We start from the raw sequence: 19,061 nt of genomic DNA, 5'->3' as shown, positions 1-19,061 counted from the left end.
CATCAACCGCCTCCTACAAAATGTACAATCTCGATTCGATCGCCTTCTCTTAATGCCGTCGTTTCATGATACTCACGCGTTAAAATATGCTTGTTCAGCTCTACAACTACAGTCTTGACTTGCAAATCAAAAGATTGGAGTAATTTATCCACACGATTCAATCTGTCTTCAATCTCCATCCGTTGACCATTAACGATGATATTCACTGCACCACTCCCTTTCTGTTCAATCGCTCAGGGCTCAGCGCCTCAATTCCGAGTTCTTCTGAGCTTTTGCCAGCGAGCAACTCAGCGATAAGCCTACCTGTTATCGCACTAAGCAAGATACCGTTGCGGTAATGTCCAAAGGCGGCAAACAACCCGGGTATACTCTTGCAAGCACCTATATAAGGCAGTCCATCGGGAGTTGCCGGTCTTACGCCTGCCCACGCTCGTATAAATTGTGCTTCCTTCATCCCAGGCACCCAGTGGGTAGCCGCTGTTAGCAGCTTCTGAACACCCTGTACAGAAACGTTCAAATCCGTTCTGCCTGGCAGACTGGTTGCCCCAAGCCAAACCTCTCCATTGGCTTTGGGAACAATATAGATATCCTCTGCATACACCGTTCTATCAGGTCTGTACCCTGCATGTTCATCTGAGAACTGAACGGCGGCTATTTCACCTTTTACCGACCACACAGGCAAGCTCAGATTCACATGTCTCATCAACTCTTCACTCTGTAATCCAGCCGCTATAATGACATGTTTGCATTTCATCTCACCGATCGATGTGGTGATCCCCTGCACACCGTGTTCGTTTGCTTGCACACGTATATCCTGTATGTCCTCCATAACCCGTGCTCCCAATGCTTGAGCGGATTCAGCATATGCCTTCGTTAGATGGACAGGAAGAATCTCACTCTCGTAAGGTCTGTAGTAGGCTCCATACGTATCTCTGTTAAGCCATGATGCCTCCTGTTGCACAACGGAACGGTCCCACCACACCTCATCAGCAGAAGCAGACAACGCAGACTTCCGATTGTTCTTATAGCTACTTAATTCACTGTATGAACGAAAAGGAGTTAGGAATCCCTGGCGTTGCAGGCCAGTCTCTACCTCACTGAGTGTAGCCATTAGCTCCTGTTGCTCGATAAGTAACTGTCTACTCTGCCTGGCGAGCTTAGCCATCAAAGGATGAGCAAAATCCTCACTGTCTGCTGCCAGCATCCCAGCCGCTGCGCAAGAAGTCCCTCCTGCAATCGCCGAACGCTCCAGTAACAGCACATCCTGTCCACGGGAAGCAAGTTCATACGCAATGGCACATCCAACAACGCCTCCGCCTACAATAATCGTTTCTGCATGAATTTTATCCGGTCTAGCAGTAATGATCTCTTTCATCATCTCATCTCCTTGATTCAGCGGCTCAGACTTTCTGTAGCAACGATAGCCTGCCTTAATAATGCAGCAGCCCGATCCGGGGAATCGCTCGCCCACACATTCGAGATCACAGCGACTCCCTGTGCGCCTGCAGAAAGAATAGCGTGAATGTTTCCCGGTTCGATGCCCCCAATCGCCATGACAGGAATGGAGACACCAGAGCACACTTCAGCCAGAGCATATAATCCTCTTGGTTCAAGATCAGGCTTACTGTTGGTTGAGTAGACATGCCCGAAGAAAAGGTAATCGGCTCCCCGTTCTTCAGCGATTTTTGCCTCATCGATTGAATGAACAGATACACCCAGACGAATTCGCTGGACATTGCTTATAACAGCAGGGTTGTAGTTACGTATAGCCTCTTGCCCCCAATGTACACCGCCATAGATGTCATTCTGTGGTGGCAGTTCTGAACCATTGATAACGATGCGACAAGATGGAACGCCAACACCACGCAGACTTTCAGCCCAACCGATCTTTTGTTGCCACGAGAGTTGTTTCTCTCGTATATGGATGTAGTCCACCCATGGCCAAACGTCCTTTGCAGCTTTTACAAAAGATGCTTGATTCCCTACACCCGTAGATACAACATGCAGTTCAAATGATCCGTGTACACGTTCATGAGAAATTACCGTACTTTTCATCTCCTTCCATACGTGAATGCTATGAAAACACAAAAAAGCCACTCCCGTAGGGGAGTGGCTGCGTATTAATTATAGGACCAGATGACTGACTGATACATACAGTTCATTTCGTGCAATAAAGCTATAGACCTTATAGCCATAACGTTATACACGCAACTGCATGTTTCAATTTACTAAGCAAGACGGTTGAATTCTTTCGATTGCCGTTTGCTCACGTCATTCACTGAAACGCGCTCGCCACTTCCCTACGCTGGTATGATCCAGATCAGGTGCAAAGGGTCCGGAATCGCATTCTTCCATCTCAGCCGCATCGTGCGGCCCCCCTAGTGTTCATATGAAGTTGTAGCCTATATTACCATAGACGGATTTTTTTGTCACCGTTCATTTCTGCTGAACGTTGCTTGAATCGTCTAGTTTTTCTCAGACCATTCTTCGACATTCCATGTTTTGGTGACCCAACCCTCGTAGAAATCAGGTTCATGAGATACAAGTATCACTGTTCCCTTGAATTCTTGCAACGCACGCTGCAACTCAGCTTTGGCCGTTACATCCAGATGGTTCGTCGGCTCATCGAATAGAATCCAGTTGCTTTCACGCATCAAGAGTTTGCATAAACGAACCTTCGCTTGTTCTCCACCACTCAGCATGTTAAGCGGACGGGTAATGTGCTCATTTTTCAACCCACAGCGAGCGAGATGACCCCGGACTTCATTCTGGGTCAAATGTGAAAACTCATTCCAGACATCCTCAATCGGCGTGATATTTCCAGCACGGACTTCCTGCTCAAAATAGGCCGTTTCGAGATAATCTCCCAAGAAAGTCTTTCCACTGAGTGGAGATATTTTTCCCAGGATGGTTTTCAACAGCGTCGATTTACCCACACCATTACAACCTACGATGGCAATTTTCTCACCACGTTCAATTGTCATTGTCATCTTAGGCAGCAAAGGATACGTATATCCAATTTCAAAATCAATGCCCTCAAAGACCGTTTTGCTGCTCGCACGGGCATCCTTGAATTTGAACGTTGGTTTAGCTGCTTCATCTGGACGATCAATACGTTCAATTCTGTCCAGCTGTTTCTCCCGGCTCTTCGCTCGACCTGAAGTTGAAGCACGTGCCTTGTTACGCTGAATGAAATCTTCCTGCTTCTTGATGTACTCTTGCTGCTTCTCGTATGCATCAATATGCTGGGCTTTATTCATATCAGCCATCTCGAGGAACTTGTTATAGTTCGCTGCATATCTCGTTAATTTGGCAAATTCCAAATGATAAATGACATTTACGACTTCATTCATGAATTCCGTGTCATGGGAGATTAAGAGAAACGCGTGTGGGTAGTCCTTCAGGTAACGTGACAGCCATTCAATGTGCTCTACATCCAGATAGTTGGTCGGCTCATCCAGTAAAAGAGCTGTAGGTTTCTCGAGCAGAAGCTTGGCAAGAAGCACCTTGGTACGTTGTCCACCACTTAGAGCTGCGACATCTCGATCAAGACCAATTGCGGATAAACCAAGACCATTGGCCATCTCTTCCACTTTTACGTCAATCAGATAAAAATCGCCCTGTTCCAGTTGTTCCTGAATATCGCCCATCTCTTCCAGCAACTGCTCCAGCTTATCTGGATCTGCATCTGCCATCTGGTCCGTAATATTCATCATTTCTTTTTCCAATTCAAGCAACGGAAGGAATGCATCCTTAAGCACGTCACGAATGGTTTTGCCTGGCGTAAGCTTCGTGTGCTGATCCAGATATCCATAACGGACCTTAGGTGTCCATTCCACTTTTCCACTATCTTTAAGCAATTTACCGGTAAGGATGTTCATTAATGTGGATTTACCCACACCATTGGCACCAACAAGTCCTACGCGCTCTCCGGCAAGTAAACGAAACGATACATTTTTAAATAACGTGCGATCTCCAAAATTGTGACTTACGTTCTCTACTGACAATAAACTCATAAGATGAGGTTGCTCCTATCTATTAGACATTACTTTTGTTATTGTTCCGAAACCCTATTCTAGCACAGGTCCAGTCTTTTCTGAAAGTAATGTAAACAGTTCAGGAACCTCTTACATGATTTTGTCATACAGGCTAACCTAACGATTAGAGCATTTATATTCGAAATAGCCTTGTGCAGCTGCTTGTCTTGCGTCTGTGAACACCTCTTCAGCACGGTAACCATTACCACATGTGGAGGGGTAATAGTACCTGATACCCGTTAAAGGATCTACCCCACCTACGATGGCCGTTTTCTTCACAAGTCTGCCTCCACCAATTGCATAATTGTTAATCTTCTGGTCACCCACACCTATACCTTGGATAAAGGCCATAATCCCTGTATCGTTAATGGAGTTGTACCAATCTTCCTGCGCAATCAGGGGCATCGTAAACGTATAGGAAATACCGTTCTTTCTGGCAAACTCATTATGGCGGTTAATCACATCAGCCAGATCATCCTGTACAGCAGCCACAATCCGGCTTTGTCTAACTTGTTCAAATACGCTGGTATTCTGAAGTAAAGGAATCTGTGTGCTTGAAGCCAGTTCTTTTTGAAATCCTTCAATCCATTTCCCTGCGTTTGCGTCATAGGCATATACGTAGTCGTCCAGTGTAAAGTTAATACTGTTACCATTAGAATCTGAATATGTATAAGGTTTCTTGGGGCTCCACACTTGCCTTAAAGAATCTTCACGGTTACCTGTCAACTCTGTTTCTGTGGACAACATATAATAGCCATCATAATCCAGAATAACCACGGCAGGAATGTAATTAAACATGTTTCGAATAGCTGCGGGATCATCCTGAATCCCCATATTCAAAGCCATCGTCTGCGTAAATGTCAACAAGGCAAGCTCTTTGTCCGCTTTAACAAACTTGGTTGAATCATAACCGGCTTCATCATTTTGCTTCTCATTTTGATGCATCACTGCACCTGCATCCATGACTGCAGTTTGAAGTGCAGATCTGTATCGTTGGCCAAGATATTGAGCCTCCTCGGCATCTTGCGTATGGAGTGAGATGATCCAAAAGAGCGGGAAAAAGATCAACACAAATACAATGGATAGTTCAGTAATCTTCATTGAGGACCATACCTCCGTATGTTACAAATACTGCTGAAGCCTGAACCGTGCCACTCAACCATTCACGAATGAGCATGGAAGGTGTACGATTTGTATTTTGGAGCGTCACGGTGAAAAAATCCCCTGTCGTCAACGTATATCTTCGGCCAGGATCATCAACCGGTATCACACCTGAGGATGGGAATAGTCTTTCTCGAATCTGAGCTGCATAATATCCATCCTGCACCACTTCATAGGTCCCGTTAAAACTGTTATTGTCCATCGGGTCTATATAGTGAGGTACATATTTCTTATGTAAATGTTCCATCGACACCTCATACACATTGCCCGTCTGGGCCAGTTGCTCCTCAAAATCAGCCAACATTCGAGGTGAAATATACCCTTTCGTTCGGACAGCATCAACAAAACGTGTTACATTCTGAACAGCCGTTATACGTGCTATATCATCCTGCCGATCGGCTGTTTCAGCAGCTGGGTACACATAGAGCAGAAGGACTGCGAGCAATACGGCAAGCAGCTTGGATGCGGCATTAATCAATTCACACTCGCCTCCTTCCAAAAAACAATCTTGAGCAGTTCTCCAGTTTCATTTCGTATAAACTCTGGTCTGTAGGTGGCATCGAGCTGGACAGGAATCGTCGCTGTTTTGCTGACAAGTGGATCGATCACATACGAAGTCCCATCTACCTCCACAGGAATGCCTGTGCCTGTCATCTGTCTCACGGTATGCAACACTTCCGCACCATTATACTGATACGGATTAGTGGTACGCAGTGTTGTTGTCAGCCGACCTTCCATGCCTGCTGTTGTCTGTACTCTGTCGTTCAAGGCCGCTGATAAAATCTTAACATTCTGTTGCCCGTACAGGCAGGCTGTCACAAAAAGGACAACCGCCGTACAAAACAACATGAGATGCTGTGTATTCCGGGACATGTTATACCAACTCCTGTCAGGATTGCTGGAAGATCAGCCCTCTTACCACGTTAGAACGGTCTTTTACGATAATGGCTTTGAATTTACCACTTGGATTTACATATTGATTGTCTTTTTCACTCATGGTTTGGTTAATAATACCCACCTTATCTTCAGGTCCAATAACAGAGCCATAATCCGCATTATTGAGATCCTGAGAAATATTCAACTGATTACCGTACCATTGACCAGCTACATTTTTACCCGTAATCACTTTAATACCAAACTGTTCCTTGTCCGCATATTTACGTAGTGCGTTGGTTACCTGAGATCCACTGATGGTTGTTCCGTCATACACCGTAAATGCGGCCTGAGACAACTCGGTCTGGATATCAGCAAAATTGTTCTGGGCCGTCTTGGTTGCCTCCTGAGCCGAAATAAACAACAGAACTACAATTGTGATCAAAGCGATTGTTAAGAATATCCCTGCTGCCACCTTTAAAGCGCTTGATGCATTGTTCATGATAAATCCTCCCAAGTTATAAGTTATTAAACTATTTCAGACTGTCACACAGATGAATTGTGCTACAGTTTCTGAATTTGCTCATAATAAATGCTCATCTGCAAGAAACTCATACCGACCAATGGAATGACCAGATACAAAAAGATAAGGGCGTACATAGGTGTAAATCCGATGGTTCTGCCCCATGATGCTTTGACATCTATCATTTTGCTGTATTCCTGCTTGCGTTGTTCAAAATAAAATTCCATCATGCTCTCGAGATCATCGAAGGCTTCACGTATTGAGATTTTGCCAAGGGCAAGCTGTAATTTATCAACCAGTCGCTGGAACTCGGGCAAGCCCGCCTCTTCCTTTAATTGTTCAAGTGCAAGCTCTGGTCCATGTTCAAAATGCAACAAACATTTTTGGAGCGGGCGCTTGAAAATGACGGCAAATCGATTTAGCCACTCCAATATCTCCTCGACTGACATCCGGTCCATCTCACGCAAAATGGAAATCACTGTCTGGAATTGATAGATTTCATGTCGCATATCCAACCTTCGCATTTTCCGCTGAAATAACATGAGCCATACGGGCATGTAGTACCCCGCTGCACCCATGAGAATGGCTATAATCATTTCCCACCAGCGTACATATTGTTTGTTATATACCTCAAGTTTCTGCATAATGCGCGTGATGGTCTCATTCTGGGTATCATGGTCTAACTGAACTGGAGATAACTGCTGTAACGCTTTGGAGACTTCTTCGTATGTAGCTCCTCGGTTCATTTCTACACTTTCCAGCACGGATTGATCCAACGCTGTTTTTTCCTCAGCTTTCCTGAGATCCGCTTCAGCCATTGCACCAAACATTCGATCATCGCGAATTGGATCATACAAGATGTGGTTACGTTCAACCTGGTGCAACAGCAAGATGCAACCCATTGTAAGGACCAAACAACCTGCGAATAACAACACTCGTCGAATGGCAAGCCATTCGTATTTCAACTCTGAACTGCTCTCCCTCATGAGCCGTATCGTTTGACTGTACTGTGTACTGCCAGGTTTCGCCGCAAACAACATCGCCAATTTCCGTATGAAGATTTGCTTGTACAGAAACTGATCCAACCATGAATGCTTATGCCCTGACCGATAACGGGTCTCATCGTATTGCTGGAGTCTTTGCAGAAGCAAATAAGCAAGGATGATGATCACATAGATCGATATTTTGGTAACAAAACCGATTTTGCTGCGATAAAATTCATCCATCGTTGGGAAACTGACTCTAGCCCAGCGTTCGATCGGAGCGGTGAATAATACCGGAGCGAGCGCGATGATATTAAGTCCTTTGAGCAGGTAATCCAATTTATCACGCCGCAAAATCTCCAGATGAATCTCCTGAGTCAGATTACCAAGTCCCTTGAGATAGATAGACCCTTGTGCTCTGTCCTTATCCCCGAACTCCATGACCATATAGGAAACGCCTGCGAATCCTTTGAGAAAACGGTTGGGAGCCACTTCATAATAACGCTCAAGTGCTTCATTTGGATCTGGAGAAGTTAGAGCTTCGTAGATCAGTCTTACCTGTTCTGCTGCTTCTCCTGTACCTGCTTCAGCGGCTTCATAGAGCGCTTCCTCAACCATGCCATGCTGATGATACCGATGCCTTACATCTGCAAAGAGATCCAACATCTGCACCAGCAACCTTTTCTCCATACGACTAAGGCACATATCCAATACCAGGCTGTTTAGTACCACAGCACAGAGCACGGACAGTATTACAAAAGCGATACCCGGCTGCAGAAGAAACAGAATGACACTTATGCCGCCATAACCTCCAAGAATAATTAGAACCACTGTCATCGTCAGCCTGCGAAGTGAGGGCTCATCCCCAACATGGCGGAATGAAATACGTTTCTGCACCTGTAGAATATAAGCTGATAGCAATGGCACTTTCATTCCAAGACGGTAGGACTGCAACAAGATTGATCCCAGTCCTTTGAATCCCTTCCCGCTAGGAACAAAAATCACGCCGGATTGACTTGTTGAACCACCTCCTCTGTGACGTAACATACTTAAAACCAGAAGTGTAATCAGCAAACCCCCTGCACAAATACTTAATACGAGGAGCAAAATCCATTTAATTGTCATGCTGATCACCCCAGTGTTGCTTCATAAACTGTTCGAACTTCTCAGCATCCTGTAATGTCATTTGTTCTCGCATATCCACCATGCATCCAGAGGAGATTGGAGCTGTTGCAACATACGCTCCATCTCTGTACTCCACAACATTATGAAATGTAAAACCTGCCCTCTCTTCCACGCTATCACCTTGATTCGCACGAGGAAGACACTCCGTAATTCGTTCGATATATCTTCGTCCCTCAGCATCTTTCTTCATATGAACATCGAAGTTGATGACACTCACAACCTGCTCCTCAGCAATATGCTCATGCTGGAACATACCTGTCTTGAGCAAGGAATTTCGGAGGGAGAAGACCAGATCACGAAACGTTTTGGCATGGTGGGTAAACAGGGTGAACAGACTGGCAACCTGAGACATTTGAATCATCCATGCGGCCACCTCATCACTCGCAACCTCACCGAGTATATTGACGGTACCATCCGTTTTTTTCTGCAAATCAAGCCCTTGTTGACCTGAAATGTGTTCAGTCTCTCGGAAACTCAAAATATTACGTCGGCTATAGATCCGTCTTAATTGAAGTTCAAACGCCATCTCCTGCACCCGAAGGGTGTACGATGCATAGATGTGTTTGACCATAGCCATAAGCAACGTCGTTTTACCAGAACCCTGTGCACCGGTTACAGCTGTAATCCGGCTTCCTTTCATCAGGTATTGAAGCAATGTGATTGGCAGATCTGCGTTGTTACCCGTAATCAACTGTTCAAGTGAGGCATTCGGAATATCGAACTTCCGGACGAAGAACGCCCATGATTCTGCAAAAGGAGGACGAACCACAACGACACGAGAGCCGTCTTTCATCTCATTCACTTTGTATCCACTTGCTTCCGACAACTGTCCGGGATAATTGTATTTGTATATATTCTGGCATACCCTTTTCAGTTCACGGATGCTTCCGAATGACAGAAAGGATAGATGAATGGACTTACCTTTATAGAAAATCCAGACACTTTCCATGCCGCTAAGCGGTTCTTCATGTGCATCATCCTCCAGTCCTTGATCCAGCAAATCATTCCATGATGCCGGTTTTCGAAGTCCCATATTATGAACAGCATCAAGCATACCGCTGACACCACCACTAACACCGTCAATACGTTGGTCCCTTATCTCATCAACAACCGAGAATCCTTTATAATGTTGGTAGATACGTTGCACGATGATATCCGTCTTTTCTCTGAATCCAAGCTCTCGATATTCGCACTCGAACACATACTGAATATCCTCCTCAGAGATATAATAACTTCCTCCATCGTCCGTACCTTCCTCCATTCTCAGTCTGCCAAGATCGTAGGTATCAATCATTCGGGAGAGTGCATCCACACCGAATTGCTGTCGGTACAGATAAAATACAATTTCGAATCGGTCCTGGATCGTCAGCAAATCTGGTTCTGCAAACAAAATAACTTCATCCACATTTGATTTGTTCAGCCCTATGCTTCGGGTCAGGAGATCCCCTATCAGATTTTTGACATACGTTTTGTCGCTGATACTGCCTGAGACACAGCCCTTCAGTGCTTTTCTCATCTCGGCACGCTGATTAATTCTTCGACGATATTCTTCTTCATGCAGACCCGCATCCGCGAGCTGACTATGACTAAGCTCATGAAGTGAGTTCTTCACCTTCTCAATCAACATGTCAATCGTGAATGATTCCTGTTCAGGAACACGAGCACTCTTTGCACGAAGAAACGTTCTATACTTGAACCAGATATAAGTCAGGCACAGAATCAAAATCAAACTTATCCATATGGTATTCCAGAGCATCGGAGGTTCACGCTCCCCTTTCCAGCCTCTTCAGAACTGTGCGCATACCTGCACCGTCCATAATCAGGCGAGCGAGTTCGCTCATGCTTGCAGCAAAACTCCCTTTACGAATATCCTTATCCTCAGTCAAACTTTCCAACTGCAAGTATCTAGCGACATCTCGCCGATTCATTGCATCCAAGTATCCGGTTGTGTACGGTATCGCAGACATCGTGCCTTTGTATCTGAACTGGCGCCGAATATTGGAAAGCGTTGCACGGGAATGCGAATCGTATTTGTTAATGACAACATGTATATTCTTATTGTTCATTCGTTCTGGCAGGATCTTTTCAAAGAACAACTCCAGATTTCGCATATTTTGATCGAGATTAATTACAACATAGTCCGCCAGCTGTAGCTTGAGCTGTGAATCAACACCAGCATGATCTGCATCCAGAAGAACCAGATCGTAATACTCGTTAGCTACATTTAGTAGCTTTTTCACTGTCTCACCATGTTCCTGCGGGGAACGTTCCATCTCATCAATTTTTCCGGTTAGGAAATCAAGTCTTTCCTTCAGAAGTGGCTTGGTATAATCCCTGAGATTGTGCTTATTCAGACTGCCGCTCGAATGCAGCCGTTCAATCGCATCCCAGCCACCCTCTTCAAAGGAGAACATAAAATCCGCTGAATCCGTATCTTTGGATGGTAGAGCAGCTTCTGTGCCAGTTCCTGCAAAGCCTGCATTAACAAGTAACACTCTTGTCCTGTAGTGAAGTGCCATCGCATAAGCACTAATTAATGTGCTTGAAGTGCAACCTGTTCCTGCAAAAGGGCTCCAAAAGGTAATGGTGCTCATGCTCTCATCCTCTCTGCTTCTTTCATCGCACGGCGACTGCGAACACTTTCCCAACCTGTTAACTGCTCGACCACGCGACACAACGATTTTTTGTAATTTCGTGACAGAGGTCCAAGATGAACCCGGCGATGATGCTCATTCTCAAGCTTAACCGCAGCTGTTAACTCATCCCACGGAAGCACTAAGGATTCTCCTGTCCACACAAATGGACTGCCTTCCAGATACGCCCATAGATAACGAGCTTTAAGCTTGCAGTCAACCCCGTTAATTAAGAGCCGCTGAAATGACAGCTCACCAGGTAATGACTGTTCTTCAAGCAACCGCTTCAACCATCCCTTGCCACGTTCCAGATTGTAACGCTCATAATCACTCACCCAGACTCTTACATCAGCGGTTAGCCAGAGATTACGTGAAGCAAAATGTGAGGTCTCCATGTCATATAACACATAGTCATAACTATCCAATCGCTCGCCATTTACTTCAAGATGATTCTCTACTGCTGCTGAAGTAACAAAATGACAAGCGATATCAAATCCTTCAAATTCCGTAATTCGCAAAGACTGCTGACTGTCACCTACACCGTACCCATACTTCTGCTGTAAGGTTCCATCTACGAGCAAAACCTTGTTGCCTGTCGAAGCCAGTATCTTGCAAAGATATAACATCAGATCATTCTTCTCACATAAACCCGCAAAGATCCATGTATGCATAGATGTTACAACCCCTTTCTTTTTCTTAAACTCCCTGTTATCTGAATTATTCTAAATTAAACCTCGGATTTCACTCTATTCTCCACCCGTTAGCAAGCTCTGTTGTTCTGTTTGTGAAGCATCAGCAGGATCATTTACGCTTCCAGAATTAGCTCCTGCTCCGTTTCCTGAACCATCATTCCACATCACTCCATCCGACGTTGCCGGATTATTTGATGATGGACGACTGTTATATGTAACTGAGGATTGTGCCACATCCTGTTCAACCCCTTTTGACGGTGCTGTCATGGAGGCGGCCAGTGAACTTTCAAGCGAACTTCGCACCTGTCTGGATAACTCCTGCTCGGCTCGTCGAACAATATTCGGATCACTCTCCAGCAGTTTTAACACTTCTGAATTGGCAGGATACGTCGCGATTGCAGGTGTCTGAAACTGTGGTTCTACATAGGTTAAGGCATAGATTGAAGCTTTATGTAAATAGGCATCTACAATTGCACTTGAGAGTGACAGAATTTCTTCCTCCGTCATCGTAATCCATAAGGTAGCTGCATTGAGTCGTTCCACTTTTTTCTTCGATAAGAGAACATAGTCTTGTCCGGTAGGGAATTGGATACGAACATCAATAATATCTCCCTTAACAAGTGAGGACGGCAGTAATACAACTTGCAGCTCTCGATTTCTTAAATCAGGCGGAGCCGGTACATCCTCATACACCATCTCGGTGGTAATGGCAGTTCCTTTTTTCAACTCTATTTTGGCCACTTGGCCTTCCATCTGCTTGGTACTGGACCAGAGGTTTCGCGGTGCTTGTGCATCCGGAACAGCAATGAGCTTCAGATCCTCCGGTAATATCGGTTCACCTGCTTCAATATCCCGAATCGTAACCCATCCTTGTGCTCCCGAATCCCATTGTTGCTTTAATTCAGCTTCCTTTTCCTCATATGCCGATAAATAACGGGCTTCTACAGCTGACCTGACATCCCCCATCGTTTTGACATTGTAAATAACATATCCTCCGAACACCAACCCTACAGCTCCTGCTCCGATAAGTCCGGCATAGATCAGTTGACGGCTTTGTTTTCTTAATTTAGACAAAAGAGGCTCTCCTTTCGTAATCTTCTAATCATGTACTTTCCTTCTTGAAAAGAATGAACGTTTCTTGGGCTGCTGTGCCATCATATGCATTAAAATATGTGAAAACACTTTATCCATCTGTGCGTCCTTGTCAAAAGGATCAATATGTAACGGCAGACCATATACACTCGATGTATCCAGAGCTTTACGAATGCGCTGAACTGCTTCACTTGCTGCCAGGGGCAGACAATAGATCCATTTCTCTCGTGGATACCGATGATGTGATCGAATAAAGGCGCCAATCTCGGCCTGTCTCCATTCGGCACCTGAGCCTATAACAATGGGAAGATCTGCACGCAGGAATTCTTCCAGCCGGTTCTGGTCCTGACCACTACCGAGATCCATCACGATGAACTGATAACTCCCCCCAAGCAAAGACAAAATATCCGCTCGCCCGGATTGTTTCCAATAATGCACACCATCCACTGCAAACTGTCTGCCTGCTGGCACCGGTTTACCCGCTTGAGCGATTTGTTGAATCCTTGCAAAAGATTGAGAGCGAGGTGACATTTCAATCACAGCTACTTTGAAGTTTTGCCTTTCGAGATAATGACTGATAGCTATAGCCGTGTGGGTAACCCCTACACCAGATGAAGCACCAGTCAAGGCAATAACTCTTGTTCCGCCATTCAAGGTCATCGTTGTATCTCCACCAGACGTTGTCCCACCGGGTATTCGGAGCAATTCCTTCCGCACCTCATCGGCAGATTGGAATCGCTCTTCGGCATTATACCTTAACAGTCTTCTCGCCACAGGGATGTATGTCCGTGGAACATCACTTCGGATAGAGCTTTCCACACCCTGAATCCATTCCGTATACGCACCACTTGTCATAAGATACAGGAGCAATGCTCCGAGTCCATAAAGATCTGAACGCGCATCGGTCTGACCCGCGCCATACTGTTCTGGAGCGGCAAAACCAGCGGTTCCCAACTTAACGGTATCTTCAGCACTTTGCGGTTTGTAACTTCTGGCGATACCAAAATCAATTAATCTTACTTCATGTTCCGGCGTGATCATGATGTTTGAAGGTTTCAGATCCCTATAGATCACAGGTGGATTCAGATTATGCAAATAACTCAACACATCGAGCAATTGAAGTACAAGCTCCGTCAACTGCTCCATCGGGATCTTCCCACGACACTGCTTGAAATACTCACTGAGCGTTAACCCGTCGATGTATTCCATCACCAAGTATGTGTACCCGTCTTCATCCGGGACAAAAAAATCAACAATTTGCGGCAATCTTGGATGGCGAAGTGATGTCAGAAGAGCGGCTTCCGTCTCCATACTGCCTTCATATGGCATAATCGTTACACTTTCTTTAATTGCCCATATCTTGCCCGGCAACTTCAGATCCTCCGCCTCGTATACATGGCTCATTCCGCCTGTTCCCAGAATGGATACGATACGATATCTACCTCCCAGCAGGCTTCCGCGTTCCAGCCTGGCCGGATGTCTCATACCAATTCCTCCTTCAATACACAACAAAAAAGGGAAAGCTTCACCGAAGAAGAACAGACCGGATATCCGGTTTCGTTCACTTCGGGATGCTTTCCCTCAGGTTTGTTATGGTTAATATTGGTATCATTATAGTACAGGCAGGAATAGATTGTAAAGCACAAAATTTAATGAGCTTAATCGAATCAATTTCATAATGCCTTTAGCTACTTTAATCAAAGCTAGATCTCTTAATATTTGACCATATAAAGTGTAATTTCTTCTCGGTTATGGAACAACTGCTTGGAACGTTGAATCTGCATCCGCGAACGCTCAAACGTATCGATGACATCTTTAATCATTGCCAACGGTTTTTTATGCAATAACTTCACGGTAACAATCGCTGTTCCTCCGGGTTGCAGGCTATATAGAAGATCCGATACAAGTCGGCTCATCAGCTTCGGACTCCAACTCATGTCACATACGAGTAGATCGAACTCTCCTTCGCGGAAACGAACATCCCCTGCATTCTTTTTCAAGAAAGTCAGTTTGGGTGATGCCAGCAGCGTTGCATCCATCTTCGCAGGATCTACCGCCGTTACTTCAAGCCCACGTTCAAGCAGGAACGAGGTCCATCCACCTGGTGCTGCACCGATATCAAGTGCTTTATGAAATGAAGTAAAGTCAATGCCAAACGTTAGCTCGGCTTCAAGCAATTTGAATTTGGCCCGCGAGATCTGCCCATCTTCTTTTTGAAAACGTACGGCTCCCCCGCTCCAGTCTGACAGGTTCTGTTCAGGTCTGGATATGCCGGCATACAACATATCATTCGTTGCAAATACAGAAATGACATATTCAGCATCACGTACAACCCATTCACAGTCTAGCTCATCCAGCTTTTCAGTTAGCAGTTGCTTCAATGCGGCTGCATTTTCTTGCCAAAAGGCCCCTTCTGTCTTCCGTACCTGTAGCACGACAGAGGCACCGTTCAATTCCTTATGATTCAACACAAATGCAATCAATTTCTCAATAGACTGCTCCGAATCTTCAGTATTCTCCTGAAACTGAACAGGTTGAATATGACGTAAAAACGTTGGATACTCTGCCCACAGCTTATCTGCAACTTCTTCCTCCGCTACAGGCAGACCCGCAAGCAGTATTTCTCCTGGTACGAGTACCGTGCTCTTCACCGCACCAAACGTACGGCGCAACTCTTCCTGAGCATAAGGGGCAAAGCCATGATTGGCTGTGCAGATAAAACGGGAGAAGTTGCCTTCTTCCCAAGACGATTGTGTACTCAAATTGTGTTACCCTCCAGAACGTACGCGTATCCACGGACGAGCATTATCCCACTGGATATCGACCGGAACATCGTACGTATGCTTAATTGTATCTTGTGTCAAAACTTCATGTTTGGGGCCAGCTGCCGCAATACGTCCATCGCGGATCAAGGCCACATGTGTAAATAAAGGTACGATCTCTTCAACATGATGTGTTACATACACAACTGTAATGTTACGCTGGCGCAGACGATCAATTTCAGCCAGCATTTTCTCACGTTCATATAAATCTAGGCCGGCACAAGGCTCGTCCATAATCAGCAATTTTGGCTCGGCCATTAATGAACGAGCGAGCATGACTTTTTTGCGCTCCCCTTGGGATAACGTTCCAAGCGGGTTGTTAGCCAGGTTGGCAAAACCCATGTCATCCAGCAAACTCATTGCCTTTGCTTTTACTTCATCAGGAATCGTCTGATAAAAACGCAAAAAAGCATACGCTCCTGTAGCGACGACTTCCCATACCGGATCTCTTGGCGTGAGTTTCTCAATCAAAGTTTGGCTGATATAACCGATTTCCTTACGTACTTCCCTGACGTCACATTGTCCATACAAATTACCGAGTACTTCAATACGTCCCTGGCTTGGAAACATATATCCGTTCATCATTTCCAACAACGTTGTTTTGCCAGAACCATTCCGACCCAAAATAACCCAATGTTCGCCTTGTTCAATGCGCAAATGTACGTCATCCAAGATTTGATTCTCTTCTCGTCTAAGTGAGACATGTTCCATCGAGATTATACTCATTTCAGCACCGCCTTCCGGATCTCCGAGAGCAGATGCTCCACAGAGCTCATCCGATAAACCATTTTTGGAACATCTTGCTGGCCGTCAAATAGCATCACTGCTGGAACGCTTGAAATTTTAAATTGTTGTACAAGTTCAGGAATGTCATGAATGTTCATTTCCAATAAAATACCTTCTGGCAGCATGTGCTCTACTACCTCTAACATACGGCGGGCTGCCGCACATGTCCCACATAAAGGGGTATATATAAATACAGCCTGTGGCATGCCTTCCCATACACTGCGCATTAACATTTTGGATGTAATTGGCTTCATTAACTTTCTTCTCCCGCGGCAACACGCAGCATGACCTCACCCGTCATTGGCCCATTATGAATGGTTACCGAATCCGGTTTATTGCTATATAACATCTCGTACATCTGGCGTTTCCCAAACATACTGGACGTATGCAAATAGATCTCACGCGGAAATAAACCTTCTCGTACAATAGATGCCGCGACCTCACCGCCATTGGGCGAATCTGGACCAAGCTCATAATCCAGAGACAAAATGTCCACGTCACCTTCTCTTAGCAGCATCAGGCACTCTTCTGCATTCGTTGCCAGAACAAATCCTTTCGGACATGCCCGATAGTCATCCAAAAAAACATGCATACAATCGCTCCTCTCCCCATTATAACCAGGAACGCATGAGCGCTATATCATCACGGTGCGTTCCATCTTCGCCCGTTTCTGTCTCGAGCACAACAACCGCATTTTGGAACTCAGGCGCCTTTAACAATGCTTTCATTGATTCATTTCCGATATATCCCTGTCCGATCCTCGCATGTCTATCCTTACACAAACCAGACGCATATTTGGAATCATTAAAATGGACAGCAGCAACATTATCCCAATACCCGAGCATCCTGCCCTTATCGAGCATCGCCGCTTCGTTGCCTGACGACCACAAACCTGAAGCAAAAGCATGGCATGTGTCAAAACAAAAAGCAATATGCTCCGGATATCGGCTTAATTTGCGAATCTGTATCATTTCTTCCATTGTCGTGCCCATCGGGCCATGATCACCTGCCTGATTTTCAATCAGTACCTTTGAGTGTCCATTCCAATTCTCCAAGGCGGTATCCAGACAATAAATGAGGTTCTGATAACCCTCCAGCGGATCGTTTGTTTTGATATGTCCAAAATGGACCACCGTCCCAACAGAACCGCAAGCATTCGAAATTTCAAGATCATTGCGAATAGAAGCTATTGTAGCATGAAACCCCGCCTCTCCACGGGTCATGCCCAACGCCGGATTCGTGGGATAGGGTGAATGTGCAATCGATGCAAGTCCCTGCTGTTCACACCAATCCCTGCACTGCTCAGCATCCTTGAGATCCAGACTTTTCAGGCCAAGACTACGCGGGTTCTTCGGAAAATATTGAAACGCCGTTGCCCCCATCACATGTGCTCTCTTGGCTGCCTGAAGAAATCCGCCTCTGGTGCTGACATGTGCCCCGATTCCGGTTTTAGGCTTCATGCTGGCATTTCGGACAGAAGAATGCCTTCTTGCCCGTAATTTCCACTCGTTCAATCGTTCCCCCGCAGCGCGGACAAGTCTCGCCTTCCCGATCGTACACGCGACATTGCTCGTCAAAACTTCCTGTCTTCGTATCCCCTAGCATCAGCGGCATTTCCATATAACCGCCCTCAGAAGCTGCTTCACGCAACACAGACTGCATCGAATGGAACAAACGCTCCGTCAACTCTGGTGAAGTCGCGATGTTCTGCGTTTTGGAGCTTGGTCTCAGACCGGCAGCAAAAGCAATCTCATCCGAATAACAATTGCCAATCCCCGCAATAATATGTTGGTTTACCAATGTTGTCTTGAGCGTACCCCGGCGACCTTTCAACAGAGAAGCAAAACGTTCCACATTCATCCGTCGATCTAAAGGTTCAGGTCCAAGATCAGACATCGCCTCTTCGGTTTCTTTCGAAGTAAGCAGATGTAGATAACCCAAGCGCAGTCCAATGAAAAATAAAATGTGATCGCCAAACTGAATTTCCACTTGCGTGGAACGATCAGGACGTTCTTCTTCCGTGCCCCAGAAAATCATACCACCCAACATGAGGTGCAGTACCAGACGTTTGCCATTAGCCAAGTGGAAAATCAGATGCTTCGCTCGGCGCTCAACAAATATGATGCGATTACCTGTAAGTTCATTGATAAACAGATCAGGCTCCGTATTTATCGTTTTATCGCGGTTAATTACAACACCTGTAATCAGTAGATCAAGTATTTTCTCGGACAGCAAGGTCCGGTAATTTTCCATTTCCGGTAGTTCCGGCATCGT

Annotated in this window: 20 protein-coding genes and 1 riboswitch; all 20 genes read right to left on the bottom strand. The window is 45.5% G+C overall.

From position 1 onward, the window contains the following. Positions 1 to 2: 2 nt before the first annotated feature. The 20 genes from thiS to CXK86_RS10515 all read right to left on the bottom strand — a co-directional run bounded on the left by thiS (position 3) and on the right by CXK86_RS10515 (position 19,058). Positions 3 to 206 (bottom strand): sulfur carrier protein ThiS, encoded by a 204-nt coding sequence (thiS, locus tag CXK86_RS10610; RefSeq protein WP_036613636.1) that lies wholly within the window; start codon positions 204 to 206, stop codon positions 3 to 5. Then, entirely contained in the window at positions 203 to 1,375 is a 1,173-nt protein-coding gene (gene thiO / locus CXK86_RS10605; RefSeq protein WP_076250232.1) for a glycine oxidase ThiO, read from the bottom strand. Before thiO ends, thiS begins: the two co-directional genes overlap by 4 nt. A 17-nt stretch (positions 1,376 to 1,392) precedes the next feature. After that, positions 1,393 to 2,055 carry a thiamine phosphate synthase gene (locus CXK86_RS10600; protein ID WP_076250621.1) on the bottom strand — a complete coding sequence of 221 codons (663 nt, stop codon included), beginning with the start codon at positions 2,053 to 2,055 and terminating at the stop codon, positions 1,393 to 1,395. A gap of 225 nt (positions 2,056 to 2,280) precedes the next feature. After that, positions 2,281 to 2,390, bottom strand: a riboswitch (TPP riboswitch). A gap of 75 nt (positions 2,391 to 2,465) precedes the next feature. Then, positions 2,466 to 4,016 (bottom strand): ABC-F family ATP-binding cassette domain-containing protein, encoded by a 1,551-nt coding sequence (locus CXK86_RS10595; RefSeq protein WP_076250230.1) that lies wholly within the window; start codon positions 4,014 to 4,016, stop codon positions 2,466 to 2,468. Between the two features lie 138 nt (positions 4,017 to 4,154). Further along, positions 4,155 to 5,138: a hypothetical protein gene (locus tag CXK86_RS10590; RefSeq protein WP_076250228.1), complete on the bottom strand. Its 984-nt coding sequence runs from the start codon at positions 5,136 to 5,138 to the stop codon at positions 4,155 to 4,157. Then, entirely contained in the window at positions 5,125 to 5,676 is a 552-nt protein-coding gene (locus tag CXK86_RS10585) for a hypothetical protein (protein WP_101313673.1), read from the bottom strand. The genes CXK86_RS10590 and CXK86_RS10585 overlap by 14 nt, the downstream gene beginning before the upstream one ends. Continuing rightward, a complete protein-coding gene (locus CXK86_RS10580; protein WP_076250224.1) occupies positions 5,673 to 6,071 on the bottom strand; it encodes a hypothetical protein in 399 nt (132 codons plus the stop codon). Before CXK86_RS10580 ends, CXK86_RS10585 begins: the two co-directional genes overlap by 4 nt. Positions 6,072 to 6,087: 16 nt before the next feature. Further along, entirely contained in the window at positions 6,088 to 6,573 is a 486-nt protein-coding gene (locus CXK86_RS10575; RefSeq protein ID WP_017688056.1) for a hypothetical protein, read from the bottom strand. A gap of 62 nt (positions 6,574 to 6,635) precedes the next feature. After that, entirely contained in the window at positions 6,636 to 8,702 is a 2,067-nt protein-coding gene (locus CXK86_RS10570) for a hypothetical protein (protein WP_076250222.1), read from the bottom strand. After that, positions 8,692 to 10,518 carry a P-loop NTPase family protein gene (locus CXK86_RS10565; protein ID WP_076250220.1) on the bottom strand — a complete coding sequence of 609 codons (1,827 nt, stop codon included), beginning with the start codon at positions 10,516 to 10,518 and terminating at the stop codon, positions 8,692 to 8,694. The genes CXK86_RS10570 and CXK86_RS10565 overlap by 11 nt, the downstream gene beginning before the upstream one ends. A 7-nt stretch (positions 10,519 to 10,525) precedes the next feature. Then, the gene (locus tag CXK86_RS10560; protein WP_076250218.1) at positions 10,526 to 11,356 is read right to left on the bottom strand and encodes a CpaE/TadZ family protein; all 831 of its coding nucleotides are present in this window, start codon (positions 11,354 to 11,356) and stop codon (positions 10,526 to 10,528) included. Further along, entirely contained in the window at positions 11,353 to 12,066 is a 714-nt protein-coding gene (locus tag CXK86_RS10555; protein WP_076250217.1) for a hypothetical protein, read from the bottom strand. Before CXK86_RS10555 ends, CXK86_RS10560 begins: the two co-directional genes overlap by 4 nt. A gap of 75 nt (positions 12,067 to 12,141) precedes the next feature. Next, the gene (locus tag CXK86_RS10550) at positions 12,142 to 13,161 is read right to left on the bottom strand and encodes an SAF domain-containing protein (protein ID WP_076250215.1); all 1,020 of its coding nucleotides are present in this window, start codon (positions 13,159 to 13,161) and stop codon (positions 12,142 to 12,144) included. 24 nt (positions 13,162 to 13,185) lie between these two features. Next, positions 13,186 to 14,664, bottom strand: coding sequence for a serine/threonine protein kinase (locus CXK86_RS10545; protein WP_101313672.1), 1,479 nt, complete (start codon positions 14,662 to 14,664; stop codon positions 13,186 to 13,188). 227 nt (positions 14,665 to 14,891) lie between these two features. Continuing rightward, on the bottom strand, positions 14,892 to 15,941 hold the full coding sequence (locus CXK86_RS10540; RefSeq protein ID WP_076250211.1) for an SAM-dependent methyltransferase: 1,050 nt from the start codon (positions 15,939 to 15,941) through the stop codon (positions 14,892 to 14,894). Between the two features lie 6 nt (positions 15,942 to 15,947). Beyond that, the gene (locus CXK86_RS10535) at positions 15,948 to 16,727 is read right to left on the bottom strand and encodes an ABC transporter ATP-binding protein (RefSeq protein ID WP_370511415.1); all 780 of its coding nucleotides are present in this window, start codon (positions 16,725 to 16,727) and stop codon (positions 15,948 to 15,950) included. Further along, complete coding sequence (locus CXK86_RS10530; protein WP_036613610.1) at positions 16,724 to 17,041, bottom strand: thioredoxin family protein; 318 nt, start codon at positions 17,039 to 17,041, stop codon at positions 16,724 to 16,726. Before CXK86_RS10530 ends, CXK86_RS10535 begins: the two co-directional genes overlap by 4 nt. Beyond that, the gene (locus tag CXK86_RS10525; protein WP_017688046.1) at positions 17,041 to 17,379 is read right to left on the bottom strand and encodes a cyclic-phosphate processing receiver domain-containing protein; all 339 of its coding nucleotides are present in this window, start codon (positions 17,377 to 17,379) and stop codon (positions 17,041 to 17,043) included. Before CXK86_RS10525 ends, CXK86_RS10530 begins: the two co-directional genes overlap by 1 nt. Before the next feature lie 19 nt (positions 17,380 to 17,398). Next, positions 17,399 to 18,247, bottom strand: coding sequence for a deoxyribonuclease IV (locus tag CXK86_RS10520; RefSeq protein ID WP_076250208.1), 849 nt, complete (start codon positions 18,245 to 18,247; stop codon positions 17,399 to 17,401). Further along, entirely contained in the window at positions 18,237 to 19,058 is an 822-nt protein-coding gene (locus CXK86_RS10515; protein WP_076250206.1) for an Fpg/Nei family DNA glycosylase, read from the bottom strand. The genes CXK86_RS10520 and CXK86_RS10515 overlap by 11 nt, the downstream gene beginning before the upstream one ends. Positions 19,059 to 19,061 lie beyond the last annotated feature (3 nt).

This window comes from Paenibacillus sp. BGI2013, assembly GCF_002843485.1.
GTDB lineage: Bacteria > Bacillota > Bacilli > Paenibacillales > Paenibacillaceae > Paenibacillus > Paenibacillus amylolyticus.
Note: the sequence above shows the minus strand (reverse complement) of the source record. Positions and strands in the feature narration are given on the sequence as shown.

Excerpts from the sequence above, each read along its gene's own strand:
- CXK86_RS10545 (WP_101313672.1), bottom strand. The coding sequence starts at position 14,664 with ATGAGACATCCGGCCAGGCTGGAACGCGGAAGCCTGCTGGGAGGTAGA.
- CXK86_RS10595 (WP_076250230.1), bottom strand. The coding sequence starts at position 4,016 with ATGAGTTTATTGTCAGTAGAGAACGTAAGTCACAATTTTGGAGATCGC.
- CXK86_RS10530 (WP_036613610.1), bottom strand. The coding sequence starts at position 17,041 with ATGAAGCCAATTACATCCAAAATGTTAATGCGCAGTGTATGGGAAGGC.
- CXK86_RS10580 (WP_076250224.1), bottom strand. The coding sequence starts at position 6,071 with ATGTCCCGGAATACACAGCATCTCATGTTGTTTTGTACGGCGGTTGTC.
- CXK86_RS10555 (WP_076250217.1), bottom strand. The coding sequence starts at position 12,066 with ATGCATACATGGATCTTTGCGGGTTTATGTGAGAAGAATGATCTGATG.
- CXK86_RS10565 (WP_076250220.1), bottom strand. The coding sequence starts at position 10,518 with ATGCTCTGGAATACCATATGGATAAGTTTGATTTTGATTCTGTGCCTG.
- CXK86_RS10520 (WP_076250208.1), bottom strand. The coding sequence starts at position 18,247 with ATGAAGCCTAAAACCGGAATCGGGGCACATGTCAGCACCAGAGGCGGA.
- CXK86_RS10575 (WP_017688056.1), bottom strand. The coding sequence starts at position 6,573 with ATGAACAATGCATCAAGCGCTTTAAAGGTGGCAGCAGGGATATTCTTA.
- CXK86_RS10600 (WP_076250621.1), bottom strand. The coding sequence starts at position 2,055 with ATGAAAAGTACGGTAATTTCTCATGAACGTGTACACGGATCATTTGAA.
- CXK86_RS10570 (WP_076250222.1), bottom strand. The coding sequence starts at position 8,702 with ATGACAATTAAATGGATTTTGCTCCTCGTATTAAGTATTTGTGCAGGG.
- CXK86_RS10590 (WP_076250228.1), bottom strand. The coding sequence starts at position 5,138 with ATGAAGATTACTGAACTATCCATTGTATTTGTGTTGATCTTTTTCCCG.
- CXK86_RS10560 (WP_076250218.1), bottom strand. The coding sequence starts at position 11,356 with ATGAGCACCATTACCTTTTGGAGCCCTTTTGCAGGAACAGGTTGCACT.
- CXK86_RS10515 (WP_076250206.1), bottom strand. The coding sequence starts at position 19,058 with ATGCCGGAACTACCGGAAATGGAAAATTACCGGACCTTGCTGTCCGAG.
- CXK86_RS10535 (WP_370511415.1), bottom strand. The coding sequence starts at position 16,727 with ATGAGTATAATCTCGATGGAACATGTCTCACTTAGACGAGAAGAGAAT.
- CXK86_RS10525 (WP_017688046.1), bottom strand. The coding sequence starts at position 17,379 with ATGCATGTTTTTTTGGATGACTATCGGGCATGTCCGAAAGGATTTGTT.
- thiO (WP_076250232.1), bottom strand. The coding sequence starts at position 1,375 with ATGAAAGAGATCATTACTGCTAGACCGGATAAAATTCATGCAGAAACG.